The sequence below is a fragment of the Hymenobacter monticola genome (genome assembly GCF_022811645.1).
Taxonomy (GTDB): Bacteria; Bacteroidota; Bacteroidia; order Cytophagales; family Hymenobacteraceae; genus Hymenobacter; species Hymenobacter monticola.
In genome coordinates this window covers 3979044-3991522 of record NZ_CP094534.1, presented here as the reverse complement: position 1 = coordinate 3991522, position 12479 = coordinate 3979044, and the positions used below count along the sequence as shown (strand labels likewise).

At 65.1% G+C, this 12479-nt stretch carries 12 protein-coding genes; 5 read left to right on the top strand and 7 right to left on the bottom strand.

Annotated features, from left to right (window positions below):
* Nucleotides 1-37 precede the first annotated feature (37 nt).
* Nucleotides 38-907 carry an SDR family oxidoreductase gene (locus MTP16_RS16490; RefSeq protein ID WP_243511782.1) on the bottom strand — a complete coding sequence of 290 codons (870 nt, stop codon included), beginning with the start codon at nt 905-907 and terminating at the stop codon, nt 38-40.
* Nucleotides 908-1000: 93 nt separating this feature from the next.
* Between MTP16_RS16490 and pncA the strand changes: the two genes are divergently transcribed.
* The gene (pncA, locus tag MTP16_RS16485; protein ID WP_243511770.1) at nt 1001-1621 is read left to right on the top strand and encodes a bifunctional nicotinamidase/pyrazinamidase; all 621 of its coding nucleotides are present in this window, start codon (nt 1001-1003) and stop codon (nt 1619-1621) included.
* Between the two features lie 30 nt (nt 1622-1651).
* A complete protein-coding gene (locus MTP16_RS16480; protein ID WP_243511768.1) occupies nt 1652-2425 on the top strand; it encodes a hypothetical protein in 774 nt (257 codons plus the stop codon).
* Between the two features lie 105 nt (nt 2426-2530).
* Here the strand turns inward: MTP16_RS16480 and MTP16_RS16475 are convergent, their stop codons facing one another.
* Nucleotides 2531-3559: a LamG-like jellyroll fold domain-containing protein gene (locus MTP16_RS16475; protein ID WP_243511764.1), complete on the bottom strand. Its 1029-nt coding sequence runs from the start codon at nt 3557-3559 to the stop codon at nt 2531-2533.
* A 244-nt stretch (nt 3560-3803) separates the two neighbouring features.
* Entirely contained in the window at nt 3804-6725 is a 2922-nt protein-coding gene (locus MTP16_RS16470) for an endo-beta-N-acetylglucosaminidase (protein WP_243511762.1), read from the bottom strand.
* 146 nt (nt 6726-6871) lie between these two features.
* Here MTP16_RS16470 and MTP16_RS16465 point away from each other — a divergent pair, with 146 nt between their 5' ends.
* Nucleotides 6872-7204, top strand: coding sequence for a hypothetical protein (locus tag MTP16_RS16465; protein WP_243511758.1), 333 nt, complete (start codon nt 6872-6874; stop codon nt 7202-7204).
* 216 nt (nt 7205-7420) lie between these two features.
* Here MTP16_RS16465 and MTP16_RS16460 read toward each other — a convergent pair whose 3' ends face one another.
* Nucleotides 7421-8254 carry a phosphatase PAP2 family protein gene (locus tag MTP16_RS16460; RefSeq protein WP_243511756.1) on the bottom strand — a complete coding sequence of 278 codons (834 nt, stop codon included), beginning with the start codon at nt 8252-8254 and terminating at the stop codon, nt 7421-7423.
* A gap of 193 nt (nt 8255-8447) precedes the next feature.
* Here MTP16_RS16460 and MTP16_RS16455 point away from each other — a divergent pair, with 193 nt between their 5' ends.
* Nucleotides 8448-8792 carry a hypothetical protein gene (locus tag MTP16_RS16455; protein WP_243511754.1) on the top strand — a complete coding sequence of 115 codons (345 nt, stop codon included), beginning with the start codon at nt 8448-8450 and terminating at the stop codon, nt 8790-8792.
* Nucleotides 8793-8872: 80 nt separating this feature from the next.
* Here MTP16_RS16455 and MTP16_RS16450 read toward each other — a convergent pair whose 3' ends face one another.
* From MTP16_RS16450 to MTP16_RS16445, 3 genes are all read right to left on the bottom strand, one after another.
* Nucleotides 8873-9925: a DUF1624 domain-containing protein gene (locus MTP16_RS16450; protein ID WP_243511752.1), complete on the bottom strand. Its 1053-nt coding sequence runs from the start codon at nt 9923-9925 to the stop codon at nt 8873-8875.
* Nucleotides 9926-9937: 12 nt separating this feature from the next.
* Nucleotides 9938-10069: a hypothetical protein gene (locus MTP16_RS25920; protein WP_262922633.1), complete on the bottom strand. Its 132-nt coding sequence runs from the start codon at nt 10067-10069 to the stop codon at nt 9938-9940.
* Nucleotides 10070-10226: 157 nt separating this feature from the next.
* Nucleotides 10227-10991: a hypothetical protein gene (locus tag MTP16_RS16445; RefSeq protein ID WP_243511750.1), complete on the bottom strand. Its 765-nt coding sequence runs from the start codon at nt 10989-10991 to the stop codon at nt 10227-10229.
* Nucleotides 10992-11169: 178 nt separating this feature from the next.
* On the opposite strand from MTP16_RS16445, the gene MTP16_RS16440 reads away from it, so the two are divergent.
* A complete protein-coding gene (locus tag MTP16_RS16440; RefSeq protein ID WP_243511748.1) occupies nt 11170-12447 on the top strand; it encodes a zinc dependent phospholipase C family protein in 1278 nt (425 codons plus the stop codon).
* The last annotated feature ends 32 nt before the right edge of the window (nt 12448-12479 follow it).

Genomic DNA, 12479 nt, shown 5'->3' with positions numbered 1-12479 from the left:
GCGTGTGTGCGCCTCGTCGCCGTTTGCATTTCCATGCTTAGCTTAAAAACGACACGCCCGTGAGCTGCTCGCTGAGCTGCCAGAGCTGGCGGGCGTGTTCCGGCGTATTGAATCCGGATTTCACCGGCACGGCCTTTTTCTTGTCGAAGAAGCCGCCGCTCACCGCGGCTACCTCGGGCGCCGAGGCCAGGAAAATGCTGGTTTCGGCACCTTTTTCGACCGATATCATGAACGGACGGGCCAGGGCCGTGAGCTTGCCCAGCCAGCCGCCGGCGCTATCGCCAAAGCTGGTGGCCACCACGCCGGGGTGCACGGCGTTGGTCGTGATGTGGGCGATGCCGTGGGCGCGCAGGCGGCGGGCCAGCTCCTGCGTGAACATGATGTTGTAGAGCTTGGTGTTGCCGTACACGCGCATGGCGCCGTAGCTTTTTTCCGATTCTATATCCGTCAAATCGGGCTTGGCCACGCGGTAGGCCATCGAGGCCAGGTTGACCACGCGGGCGGCCGGGCTGGCGCGCAGCTTGTCGAAGAGTAAGGCCGTGAGCAGGAAGGGACCGAGGTGGTTGGTGGCCAGGCCCAGCTCGTGGCCGTCGGGCGAGAGCTGGCGCTGGGCCCCAAAGATGAGGCCGGCGTTGTTCACCAGCACGTCGAGGCGGGGGTAGCGGGCGTTGAATTCGGCGGCGGCCCGGCGCACCTGGCCCTGGTCGGCGAGGTCGGCCAGCAGCACGTCCACCCGGTCGTGGCCCGCGGCGGCCCGGATTTGCTGCTGCGTGGCGCGGGCCTTGGCTTCGTTGCGGGCCAGAATGACGACGTGGGCCCCCATCCGGGCCAGCTCGGTGGCCGTGACCTGGCCTATGCCGGACGTGGCGCCGGTAACGAGAATGATGTGCTGCTGAAGGTCGGGCATGTGGGAGCGAGGAAAAATAAGTTTATGCACGTACTGACGTAACACCCGGCGAAATGCTTGGTTTATTTATCAGCTCATCTGATTTTCGACCCTATGAAAGCGCTGTTGCTTATCGACATTCAAAACGACTTTTTGCCCGGCGGCCGGCTGGCCGTGCCCGAGGGCGATGCCATCATCCCCTTGGTCAATGACTTGCAGGAGCGGTTCGAGCTGGTGGTGGCCACGCAAGACTGGCACCCCACGGGCCACGAGAGCTTTGCCAGCAGCCACGCCGGCCGCCAGCCGTTCGACCAGATTGATTTGCACGGCCTGCCCCAGGTGCTCTGGCCCGACCACTGCACCCAGGCCGGCGCCGGCGCCGAGCTGGCCCCTGCCCTGCGCACCGAGCGCATCGAGGCCATTTTCCGCAAAGGCACGTCGGTGGACATCGACAGCTACAGCGCCTTCTTCGACAACGGTCACCGCAAAAGCACCGGCTTGGCCGACTACCTGCGCGGCCGGGGCGTGCGCGAGGTTTTTGTGGCCGGCCTGGCCGCCGACTACTGCGTGTACTACTCGGCGCTGGACGCGCTGGGCGCCGGTTTTGCCACCACCGTCATCACCGATGCCACCCGTGCCATCTCGGCCGAGGGCTGGGCCGCCGCGCAGGAAGACTTGCAGGCGCGGGGCGGGCAGCTGCAAACCGGCGCTGAGCTGTTTGCCGCTTCCGCTTAGCTTAGGCCTTTGAATTTCTACTGCCCTGCCATGTCGTTCCGAGCGTTTGCGTCCATGCTGTTTTTCCTCGCCATCGGGGCGCTGGTGGTATTTTTTGGCTTGCACTGGCTGCAGGTGGCGGTTGGCAGTCTGGTCGACTGGCTGATTGGGATCGGCATTGTGTGGTGGCTGGCCACCGTAACAACGCTGCCCTGGAACGCACACTTTGCGGCCCTCGGCGTGGTTCAGGAGGCTGAAGCATCCCGCGAAAGGGGCGTTGCCGTGAACGAGGAGCACGTGTCCTATGCCCGCCGCATTGCCGCGCGGTTTCGCACGCTAGCGGTGGCGTTGCACGTGCTCACGGCGGTGGTACTGGCGGTGCTGGCCTATTTCCACGTCACGGCCCTGGGCTACCCGGCGGCCGTGGCGGCGCTGGTGCTCACCTTTGCCCGCCCCGCCGCCCGGGCCTACGAGCACCTGGCCGACCGCCTGCGCCTGATGCAGCACCAGGTGCATTACCCGCGCGAAGACGTGCTGGAGCTCCGCACCCGCGTGCACGAGCTGGAATCGCAGCTCCAGTCCGTCCTCACCTCGCTCGACGCCACCGAAAACGACACCTGGGCTTATGGCTTGGCCCAGCAGCAAGCCGCCGATAAACGCCACCTCGACCGCCTCGATTCGCTGCTGGAGGAGCTGACCCGCCAAAACGCCCGCGACCACGAAGCCCTGGCCCGCCAAACCACCCAGGAAATTGCTAAGCTCTCGGAAGACGCCCGTTTTCTGAACCAGGTTCGGGAGCTGATTCGCTTCGTGAAAACGGCCTGATAGCCCACTTTATTTACAGGCTGAAAGCCCATCCAAGCACTCTTTTCGCCATAAGAAAAGCCCGCCCTGCTGAGCAGGACGGGCTTTCTTCTTTTCGGAAAGGTGCTAAGGTTTCACCAGTTTCACCGAGGTGGTTTGGCCGGGCGTGCTGGCCCGCAGCACGTAAAGACCTGCTGCCGCCGGAACGTCGACGCTGGTGCGGGTGGCGCTCACGCGCTGCTGCCACACCACGGCCCCCAGCAGGTTGTTGAGCGTGAGCGTCACGGGTTGCCCTTGGGCGCCGCTGATTTCTATTTCGGCCTGGCGGCCCGATACGGGGTTGCCGAGCACTTGCACCTGCAGGCCCGTGGGCAGGCCCGCGCCGGGCGTGGTAGCGGTGGGACGGGCGCACAGGGCGGGCGTGCTGGTCGTCCAGTCGGTGGCCGTCATGCCGGTGAGGGTGCCGGTGTGGCCGTGGCCGGAAGCGTCGGCAGCGGTGAGGCCAGTGCCTTCGTCGAGGCGCCAGTAGGCCTCCAGGCCCGTGGCCGTGGGACTCACCAGGCAGCTATTGGCCACAATTTCGGCGGCCGTGAGGGCCCGATTCCACACGCGTAGCTCATCCAGGGAGCCGTTTAAGGTGCGGAGGGCTTCGTAGTTGCGGCCCAGGTAGAACACGCCGGTAGCGGCGGCCGCGCCCGTCACGTTGGTGGTATTATCCAGCACGCCGTTGATGTACATCCGCATGGCCGTGCCGTCGAAGGTGCCCGCCACGTGGTACCAGGTGTTGGTGGTGAACGTAGCCGAGGAGGTCACCTTGTATTGCGTGGTGCCCACGGTGAGGATGAACTGTAGCTTGTTAGCCGGCACGGTGGCGTCGCCGAAGCGCAGCATGGCGGCCGCGTTGCCGTCCTCAATGCCCATCACGCTGGAAATGTAGGGAAAGGCGGTCTTGAACGCCGTGACCTTCACCCAGCCTTCCAGGCTTAGTGCGCTGGCGTTCATGGTGATGCTGTTGGCCTGCACGTACTTGGTGGTGCCATTGAACAGCAAGGCGTTGTTGGCTTGAGCGTGCGCGCTGAGGGAACCGCCCAGCGCCAGCACCAGGCCCAACGCCGAGCGGCGGGCCGAACGAGAAAAAGAGTACAATTGCTTCATACTATTGAAATGGATGGTGTGAACGAAAAGTGGTGAGGGGTTCAACAGGTGGATAGCGGGAGAATGCTAGCCGCAGGCAGGAATCTGTCATTTAAACGCCGGAGGAATCGGATAAACCCGATAGAAGGACCATTCAGATTCTTCCGGCGCATGAATGACAATTTTCGGTTTCAATGCTTCCCGATGCCGCCTGGCAAAAGGAACCGGCCTATTGTGGCTGGCCCCTTTTGCCAGGACACGGACTTTATTGGCGCATCAGTTTCACCGAAGCTTCCTGGGTGGCGGTGCGGGCGCGCAACACGTAGACGCCCGCCGCGCGCGGCACCGCGATGCTGGTGCGGCTGGTGGCCGGGGCCAGTTGCTGCTGCCACACCACGGCGCCGAGCAGGTTGCACAAGCTCAGCACCACGGGCTGGCCCTGGGCGCCGCTGATTTCGATTTCGGCCTGGCTGCCGGGCACGGGGTTGCCGAGCACCTGCACCTGCAGGCCCGTGGCGGACCGGCCGGGCGTGAGGGCCGTGATGGTGGGGCATTGGCTGGGCACGTCGGTCGACCAGTCGCTGGGGCCCATGTTGGTGAGGTTGCCGGTGTGGTTGTTGCCGGAAGCGTCGGTCGTGGTCAGGCTGGGCGAGTTGTTCAGCTTCCAGTAGCCGGCCAGGCCAGCGGCGGGCGCCGCTACCCCGCAGGCATTGGCCTGAATTTCAGCGGCCGTGAGGGCACGAGTCCAGGCGCGGGCTTCGTCGAGGCGGCCGTCGAGGCCGCGCGGGGCGGCGTAGTTGCGGGCCAGCGTAAAGGCCGCGTTGGCCACCACGCTGCCGCTGGCGGCCAGCGAGTTGTCGAGCACACCGTTTACGTAGAGGCGCATGGTGCTGCCGTCGTAGGTGCCGGCCAGGTGCGTCCATTGCCCGGCCGTGAGGCGTGCCACGGAAGTCACCTTGCGGGCGCTGCTGCCAATCTGCACCACAAACTGCACCTGGCTGGGGTCGATGCCGGCGTCGCCGATGCGCAGCATGGCCGTGTTGGCGCCGCCGTCTTCCATGCCCAGCAGGCTGGAAATGAAGGGCGAGGTGGCTTTGAACGTGGTGGGCTTCACCCAGCATTCCAGGCTGAGGGCAGCGCCGCTGAGGTTGATGACGCCGGCATCGACGTACTTGCTCACGCCGTCGAAGTTGAGCGACGTGTTGGCGCCCGCCGGCGGGGCCGTGAGCACGGTGATGTAAGCCGTGCGGGTGAGCACGTTCTGGGCGGTGCCGTTGCTGGCCGTGAGCGTCACGGTGTAGGTGCCGGCGGTGGCGTAGGTGGCGGTGGCATGCACGGCGGTGCTGCTGGTGGCGGCAGCGCCGGGCAGGCTCCAGGTGTAGCTGGTGGCGTTGGTAGAGGAGTTGGCGAAGGTGACCGACTGGCCCGTGAGCACCGTGGTAGCAGTGGCCGAGAAGTTGGCCACCGGCGCTACCACCGGCGCCGTGCCGTTGTAGAGCTTGAGCTTGCCCAGGTTGAAGCGGTAAGCGGCCACGGCCGCGGCCGAATTGGCCTGCACGCCGATGATGGCCAGCTCGCGGTTGGCGTAGGCGGCCAGCGACAGCGTGCTGCTGGCCCACAGCGTGTCGGCCAGGGCGGGCACGTCGAGGTATTCGGGCGTGGCCAGGTTGTCGCTGAAATACAGGGCCAGGCGCGTGCTGCTGGCCCCGGCGGCGCGGCCTTTGTACACGAGGTCGAGGCTGGTGCTGGCCGTGATGGGCAGCTTGGTTTGGTAGAGCTTGACGGTGGTGCTGGCACCGGCGGCCAGGCTGCCGCTCAGCTGCACGCTGGTGCCGCCGTACCAGGCCCGGCTGAAATCGAAGCGCGCGGCCACGGTGCTGGCGCCGGAGCGCGCCCACTGCCAAGACGGCAGCACGGCCTGCTTGGCCATGTCGGTCCAGCCCTTCACGGCCACCACGCCGTTGTTGGCGAATACTTTGCCCTGGCCCACGCTGAAGTTGGTTTCGAAGGGCAGCGCCGTGATGGCGCAGCGCACCGGCTGGTAGTGGCCGAAGCCCTTCCAGGCGCCGGGGGCGTCGGGGGTGGTGATGTCGAGGTCATCGCCCGAAAACAGCTTCACTTCGCCGTTATAGAAGCGGACGTAGTCGGCTGGATTGCTGTTGAAGCTGCTCAGGCCGCCGTTGTAGGTGATGTTGGGCGCAAACACGGCCAGCGAGGTGAGCGGCGCGGCCAGGTTGCCGCCGCTGTAGTAGTTGTCCATCCAGCCGCTGTTGGGAGCACCCTGGTAGGTGAAGAAGGGGAAGAGCTGCTGCGGGTTGCGGCCGGGCCAGACGTCGGCGCCCGTGTACACGTCGAACTGGCTGCGGCCTAAGGCATTGGCGCGGGCCACGGCGGTCGTGAACGTGCCCCCGTTAATCCAGAAATAGTTGGTGAAGATGGCGTCGCTCACCCGGTCGGCGCCGTCCTGCACGAAGGGCGCGTTGGCGGCATTGAGCGTGTTCTGGTAGCTCACGTTGCCGGCGGTCGTCAGCGCGTCGTACCAATGAATTTCCATGCCGGCCGGCTTGAGCACCTGCAGCTGTTTGAGCAGGTTGCGCAGCTCGACCACCTCAGCCACGGTCATTGGCGACTCGGCGTTGAAAAACCAGCCATCGAAGCCGTAATAGTTGGCCACGGCGATGAGCTTCTGGGCGCCGATGTAGTTGCCGCTGGCGTCTTTTTGCAGCAGCGTCTGGAAGCCGGCCCGGTCGGTGAATACCGTCCCAATCATCTTCACGCCGTTGCGGTGGGCCGCCTCCACCCAGGGGCGGCACGGAACGCCCACCGGGCTGGCAAACCACGTGAATACGTCGATGTACTGCCAGTGGGTGAAGTTGTAGAGGTTGAACTGGGGCTGCTCGTTGAGGTAGCCCACAAAGTTGTTCATGCCGTCGGGGCACCAGTTCACCTTGGAGCTGAAGCTCTGGTTGGGGTTGAGCTGGGGCGCCAGGGAGTTTTGGCGCGGGGCCAGGGGCACGGTGCTCACATTGGCCGGCAGGGCCGTGGGGCCGGTGCTGGTCCAGGCCATGAGCTGGGCCGGCGTGAGGGTGGTGTACTGCGCGGCGGGCTCAATCTGGGCCTGCGCGGCCCGCATAAAGCCGAGCAAGGTGAGCAAGAGCAGCCAGGGGCGTGCGTAAAAAGGCCTCATAAAGAAAAGGGGGTGAAGGGTGAAAAAGGACGTGGAAACAGGGCGAAAACCGGGTGGTTAATTCTGGGTCAATTTACGCCCTAAACCGTTTCAGCAAAGCTCCCCGCTTTAAAATTTCCATCGAGCTGCGGCATTAGTTTTGCCCCATGTCTACACTCCTCCCCTATCTCACTTTCGGCGCGGCCCTGGTCCTGGCCAGCTGCCAGCCGAGCCCCAAAGCCGATACCGCCGCCCAAAACCCCAGTGAGGCGGCGCCCGCGCCCAAAACCGCCGCCGAGGCCCAAGCCCTCACGGCGGCCTACATCCAGACCCTGCCCAACGCGGCGCTCCACGTGGTCGATTCGGCCCGCGTGAACGACAACGGCGCCACCTGGCAGGTGCTGGTGCCCCGCCGCGACTGGGCCCGCCGCATGCCCAACAGCGCCCGCTTTGAGGTAAACAAAACCACGGGCGAGGTGAATTTGGGAATGGTGAAATAGGCCTGCTGTTCCTTTCAGCTCACCTGTAAGCAAGCACAGCTCCAGCAGGACTGTTCAGGCAAGGCATTCATTGCCTGCTAATTGCAAAAGCCCCGGTGAAGCAACAGGCTCCCAAAGGAGTGTTGCTTCGCCGGGGCTTGCTGGTAGTACTGCCGGTTTTACTGCCGGCCGATATGCCTCTGTTGGGCATCAACGGGTAACTCCGCTCGCTGCCTTTTACAGTTGCTTCGACAGCACGAAGCCACTGTAGGCGTAGCCATTCACGTTCAGGCCCTGCATGGGCACCAACGACACGCCGGCCCGCCCGGCTTCCTTGTGCAACTGCGGCACCACGATGCCCATGGTAGCGCCCACGGCATAGCCCACGATATTATCGGAGAGAAAGTGCTTGCCTGCCTTGATGCGGCTGTAGGCCACGGCGGCCGGCACCACGGCGGCTGCGCCCCACACCAGACCTTCGCCTTCATAGCCGGGGTTGAAATCGTGCAACACCTTGGCGGCGAAGAAGGTGGCCGTGGCCGTGTGGGCCGTGTGGCCGGCAAAGAAGGAGTTGGTGGCGATTTTGCCCGAGCGGCCGCCCCCGCCCTCGGTACCGTAGAGGTAGGGCCGGTAGCGGTAGATGTTGCCCACCGAGGTGGTGAACAGGGCGTCGGAAGCCAGCATGGTTTGCAGGTAGAGGCCCAGCACCTGGCCGTAGCGGCCGCGCACGTCATCGTTCAGGGCCAGCAGGCCGGGCGCAATCACCAGCGTGGGGTAGCACAGCAGGTCACTGGTCAACTGCCAGTTGTCGCTGTACCAGCCGGCCGAAAACCGGTCGAAGGCCGGCACGTCTTCCTTGCGCAAGGCGGCCAGCTGGGCGTCGCTCAGGCCGCTTTTCTGCTGCACGCGGTAGAGGCCAAAGGCGCTCACGGCGCCCAGGCCCAGCACAATGGGGCCGTCGACGGCAAAGCGCGTGTGATAGGGCGAAGTGACTTTGGGCTGCGCATGGGCCGCCGGGGCGGCAGCAGTGAGCAGGGAGGCCGCGAGGGCCAGTGAGGCAAGCAATTTCATCGGCTTTAACGTCAAGCTTAAAAGCGGTTGAAACGGAGCAATCCCGGCGAAGGTTGGGCAAATCCTGGCTCACCGGACTGGAATGGCCATGGTCGTTTATCCGACGAGCGGAGATGCCCAACAAACCTTGGCGCAAACCCTTCGTAAACAGGTTGCTCTTAGTCCTTGCCTTTCCCCTTTCAAATTCAACCCCATGATAAAGCCCCTGCTGTCCACATTCCTGGTTGCTGGCCTGCTCGGCCCGGCAGCCCAGGCGCAGACCACCCCCGCCGGTGCGCCGACCACCGGCAACCACACGGCCGGCACCACCACCAACCCCGTTGACCCAACCAGCAAAGTTGGCCAGAAAGTGAGCGGCACAATGGGCCGAAACAGCTCTTCTCACAACGCTCCCGACCGGCCCACCACTTCGGGCAACCACACGGCCGGCACCACCGCCAACCCGGTGGACCCGACCAGCAATTCCGCGGACGCCACGCGTTCGAACGGCATGAACAACCGCCAAACCCGGAAAACCAAGTCCCGCACTTCCAACTAACAGCCTGCTGCTGTTGCCATTGCAAAGCCCTCGCGAATAAGTATTCGCGAGGGCTTTCTTGTTATTGAAGATGGGTTAACCTACAAGTACGACAGCCACCAGTGGCTGTGCCGCTGCTTGTAGCCCCGGTACCAGCGGCAGGGCCAGTACAGGGTAAATATCACGCCCGCCCACACCGCGTAGGCGCGGGCCAGGCTGGGCTGGTAGCCGGCGGGCCAGTCTTTGGGCTCGGCAAAGGAGAAGTTGAACGGGTGGCCAAACGCGAGGTAGCTCCACACCCAGGCGGCCCCACTGATGAGCAGCAGGTGCAGCAGGTAGTAGAAAAACGGCACCTGCCCGAAGGTGCGCAGCCAGCGGCTCAGCCGGCCCGAAGCGGTTTCGGCCCCGCTCAGCAGCCACAGCGCCACTCCCTGCGTGAGGCACACAAACAGCAGCGACGGCGGGTATTTGGTGATGTTGATGAAGGACAGCACGGTGTAAATCGACCCGCGCGGCTGCCCGCTCCAGGGCTGGGGGTCGCCGTACCAATTGGTGGCCCGTAGCACCACAAACAGCACCAACAGCGCCGTGCCGGCCAGGCGCAGGCGCCGGTTGCGCGCCGCCAGCGGCAGCCCAAACCAGGGCCCCACCACGTAGCCGGCCAGCATCAGGCCCAGCCACGGCCCCAGGGAATAGGGCACCAGCAGCGGCGGCAGCCCCGGCAGCGGCAGCAAAAAAGGGCTGTTGTGCAGCAGCGCCCAGATGGCGTTATCGGCCGTGACGGACTGCATATTGGGCAGTAGGTTGTGCCCCGCGATGATGGCCAAGGCAAGCGCCGCCAGCACCCCGCGCGGCAGCCACACCAGCCCCGCCAGCAGCACCATGCCCCAGCCAATGGCCCAGATAACCTGCAGCAGAATAAGGTTGTAAGCGCCCCATTGCAGAATGAAGTTGATAACAATGACCTCCATCAGCACCAGCCACAGGCCCCGCGTGAGCAGAAACCTGCTCAGGCGCAGGCGGCTGCCCAGCTTCTGTTCCAGCAGGTAGATGCTGCAGCCCGACAAAAACACGAACGTGGGCGCGCAGAAGTGCGTGACCCAGCGCGTGAAAAACAGCAGCACCGAGGCCTGCGACACGTCCTCGGGCCGCACCCGGGTGGGGCTCTAGAACTCGCGGATGTGGTCGAGGGCCATGACGACCATCACCAGCCCGCGCACCACGTCGATGGCCTGAACCCGGGTGACGGCCGCGCGGCTGGGAATGGAAACGGACGTAAGCGTAGCAGCTTGTGGCATAGGCAGCTCAGTGAAGAAAGGACGCCGCCAAGTTAGAAAAAGAACAATCATGTTGCGCGCAGCGAAACACCTTGCAGGCAAGCGTATTCAGTCGAAAGCATTGCGCTGCGCACGCGAAAGGCCACGCTACGCGCGGCCTGACGTTCCTTTCCTCGTCCTACTCCTTCACCGTGGCGCCGTGCACGGCCAGTGCTTCGCCCAGCAGCCAGCGCCGCACAAATACGTCGTCGTCCGACACCTTGCCCAGCACGCGGTATTTCGAGCCGATGGCCGCGCTGCTTTCGGCGGCCTCGCGCACCACCGTGCCGGGGCCGACATAGGACGAATGCACCATTTGCACGGCCCCACCTGCGCGCACCCGCAGGAAAGCCACGTGGAAATCGAGCCCCAGCACGTAGAGGCCCGGGCCTAGCGCGCGCACCTGCCGCACAAAATCGGCGGGCTCCACGCCCCGGTAGCGGGTGATGTGGGCTTCCGAGGTCAGGTTTTTGATGATGCACTCCGAGGTCTGCTTGGCCAGCACGGTGCGCTGCAAGCGCAGCCCGGCGTCGTGCAGCGAAGTCGTGACGAAGTAGCCGCAGGCAATGCGCCCGCGCCGCGGCTCCCAGGTGGTGCCGTAAAAGGCCCACGGCGTGCCTTCCCAAGCCGGAAAGATGGTGCTGTCGAGGGCCGTGAGCAGCAGCTCCCGTGCCTCAACCAGACGGGCCGCCCGGGCGACGCGGGTGGGCGCCTGCCGATAGCGGGCCGCCAGCCGCAGGCGCCGCGCGGTGAAGCGGCGCAGGGTGGCCCGGTAGGCGGGCGCCGAGAATTTCTCGGCCGCGGCTTTTTCCGATGAACCGGCGGTGCTGTCGGAGGCAGCATTTTGGGCAAAGCAGCCCCGCAAGCCGGCCAGCAAGAGCAGGGCCAGAACACTGGTTTTCATACGCGAAGGGGCGCCGGCTGTTCCTGGTTCCGGCCTGGGCGCACAACGGCGAAACGCCGGTCAATTATTGTGGCCAGCGCAGAATGATACCGGCCAGCCCCTCCCTTTCGCATCCCCGACAACGCCCCCGCCGGTTTCCACGTTGCCGAGGTTAATTTTTCTGTAGCGCCCGCTTTTCATGCTGTTTCGCCTTTTCCTGTTTTTGCTGCTGGCCGCGCCCGCCGCGCCGGCCGCGGCCTACTCGGTGCTCACCCACCAGGCCATCATCGACACCACCTGGGCCAACTGCATTGCGCCCCAGTTGGAGCGCCACTACCCCGGCGGCACTGCCAAGGAAATGAACCGGGCCAAAAGCTACGCCTACGGCGGCGCCATTCTGCAAGACATGGGCTACTACCCGCTGGGCTCCAGCCTGTTCACCAACCTGACGCACTACGTGCGCTCCGGCGACTTCGTGCGCAACCTGCTGCGCGAGGCCCGCAACCGCAACGAATACGCCTTTGCGCTGGGCGCGCTGGCCCACTACGCAGCCGACAACGTGGGCCACCCCGAAGGCACCAACCTGATTATCCCGACGGTGTACCCCGACCTGAAGGCCAAGTTCGGGCCCGTGGTGACCTACGAGCAGTCGCGCGTGCGGCACACCGAGATGGAATTTTCCTTCGACGTGGTGCAGGTGGCCGCCGGGCGCTACCAAAGCCAGAAATACCACAAGGCCATTGGCTTTCGGGTGAGCAAGCCGGTGATGGAGCGCGCCTTCCGGCAAACCTACGGCATTGAGATGAAGCAGATTTTTCTGAGCGTGGACGCCAGCATCGTCATGTTTCGCTTTGCCGTGAACCAGCTGCTGCCGGCCGCCGCCCGTGCCGCCTGGCACCACAAGCACGACGAAATCCGGGAGCTGAGCCCACGCGCCCGGCGCGGCGACTCGCTCTACCACGCCAACCGCCGGCTGTACCGCCGCGAGTTTGGGAGCGACTACGAGCGGCCGGGTTTCGGGGCCAAGCTGATGGCCAACGTGCTGCGCGTGCTGCCCAAAATCGGCCCGCTCAAGCCCTACGCCTTCACCCTGCCCGACGTGCCGGGGGCCCTGCAGTTTCATCGCAGCTACCAGGACTCGGAGGCCCGGTTTCGCGCCCTGGTGCGGGAACAGCCCGCCGACACGTCCCGCACCCGGCCCCTGGCCGACACCAACCTCGATACCGGCGCGCCCACCCAGCCCACTGCCTACGTGCTGGCCGACCGCACCTACGGCGAGCTGCTGCGCCGGCTGCACCAGCACAAGTTCCGCCACCTCACCCCCGCCCTGCGCCAAACCCTGCTTAGCTATTTCGCCAGCGGCATCCCCACGCCCACCCGCGAAACCGACCGCGACGACGACAACGCCCGCGAAGCCCGCAAATACCGCCGCAAAACCCAGGAGGCCCTGGCGGCCCTGCGGGCGCTGCCGGGCTAAGCCCAGGGCCCGGCATGGGTGGCCTGCTTTGG

What these genes read in the sequence shown, in the direction of transcription:
- MTP16_RS16490 (WP_243511782.1), bottom strand. Translation starts at nt 907, where the DNA reads ATGCCCGACCTTCAGCAGCACATCATTCTCGTTACCGGCGCCACGTCC.
- pncA (WP_243511770.1), top strand. Translation starts at nt 1,001, where the DNA reads ATGAAAGCGCTGTTGCTTATCGACATTCAAAACGACTTTTTGCCCGGC.
- MTP16_RS16480 (WP_243511768.1), top strand. Translation starts at nt 1,652, where the DNA reads ATGTCGTTCCGAGCGTTTGCGTCCATGCTGTTTTTCCTCGCCATCGGG.
- MTP16_RS16475 (WP_243511764.1), bottom strand. Translation starts at nt 3,559, where the DNA reads ATGAAGCAATTGTACTCTTTTTCTCGTTCGGCCCGCCGCTCGGCGTTG.
- MTP16_RS16470 (WP_243511762.1), bottom strand. Translation starts at nt 6,725, where the DNA reads ATGAGGCCTTTTTACGCACGCCCCTGGCTGCTCTTGCTCACCTTGCTC.
- MTP16_RS16465 (WP_243511758.1), top strand. Translation starts at nt 6,872, where the DNA reads ATGTCTACACTCCTCCCCTATCTCACTTTCGGCGCGGCCCTGGTCCTG.
- MTP16_RS16460 (WP_243511756.1), bottom strand. Translation starts at nt 8,254, where the DNA reads ATGAAATTGCTTGCCTCACTGGCCCTCGCGGCCTCCCTGCTCACTGCT.
- MTP16_RS16455 (WP_243511754.1), top strand. Translation starts at nt 8,448, where the DNA reads ATGATAAAGCCCCTGCTGTCCACATTCCTGGTTGCTGGCCTGCTCGGC.
- MTP16_RS25920 (WP_262922633.1), bottom strand. Translation starts at nt 10,069, where the DNA reads ATGCCACAAGCTGCTACGCTTACGTCCGTTTCCATTCCCAGCCGCGCG.
- MTP16_RS16445 (WP_243511750.1), bottom strand. Translation starts at nt 10,991, where the DNA reads ATGAAAACCAGTGTTCTGGCCCTGCTCTTGCTGGCCGGCTTGCGGGGC.
- MTP16_RS16440 (WP_243511748.1), top strand. Translation starts at nt 11,170, where the DNA reads ATGCTGTTTCGCCTTTTCCTGTTTTTGCTGCTGGCCGCGCCCGCCGCG.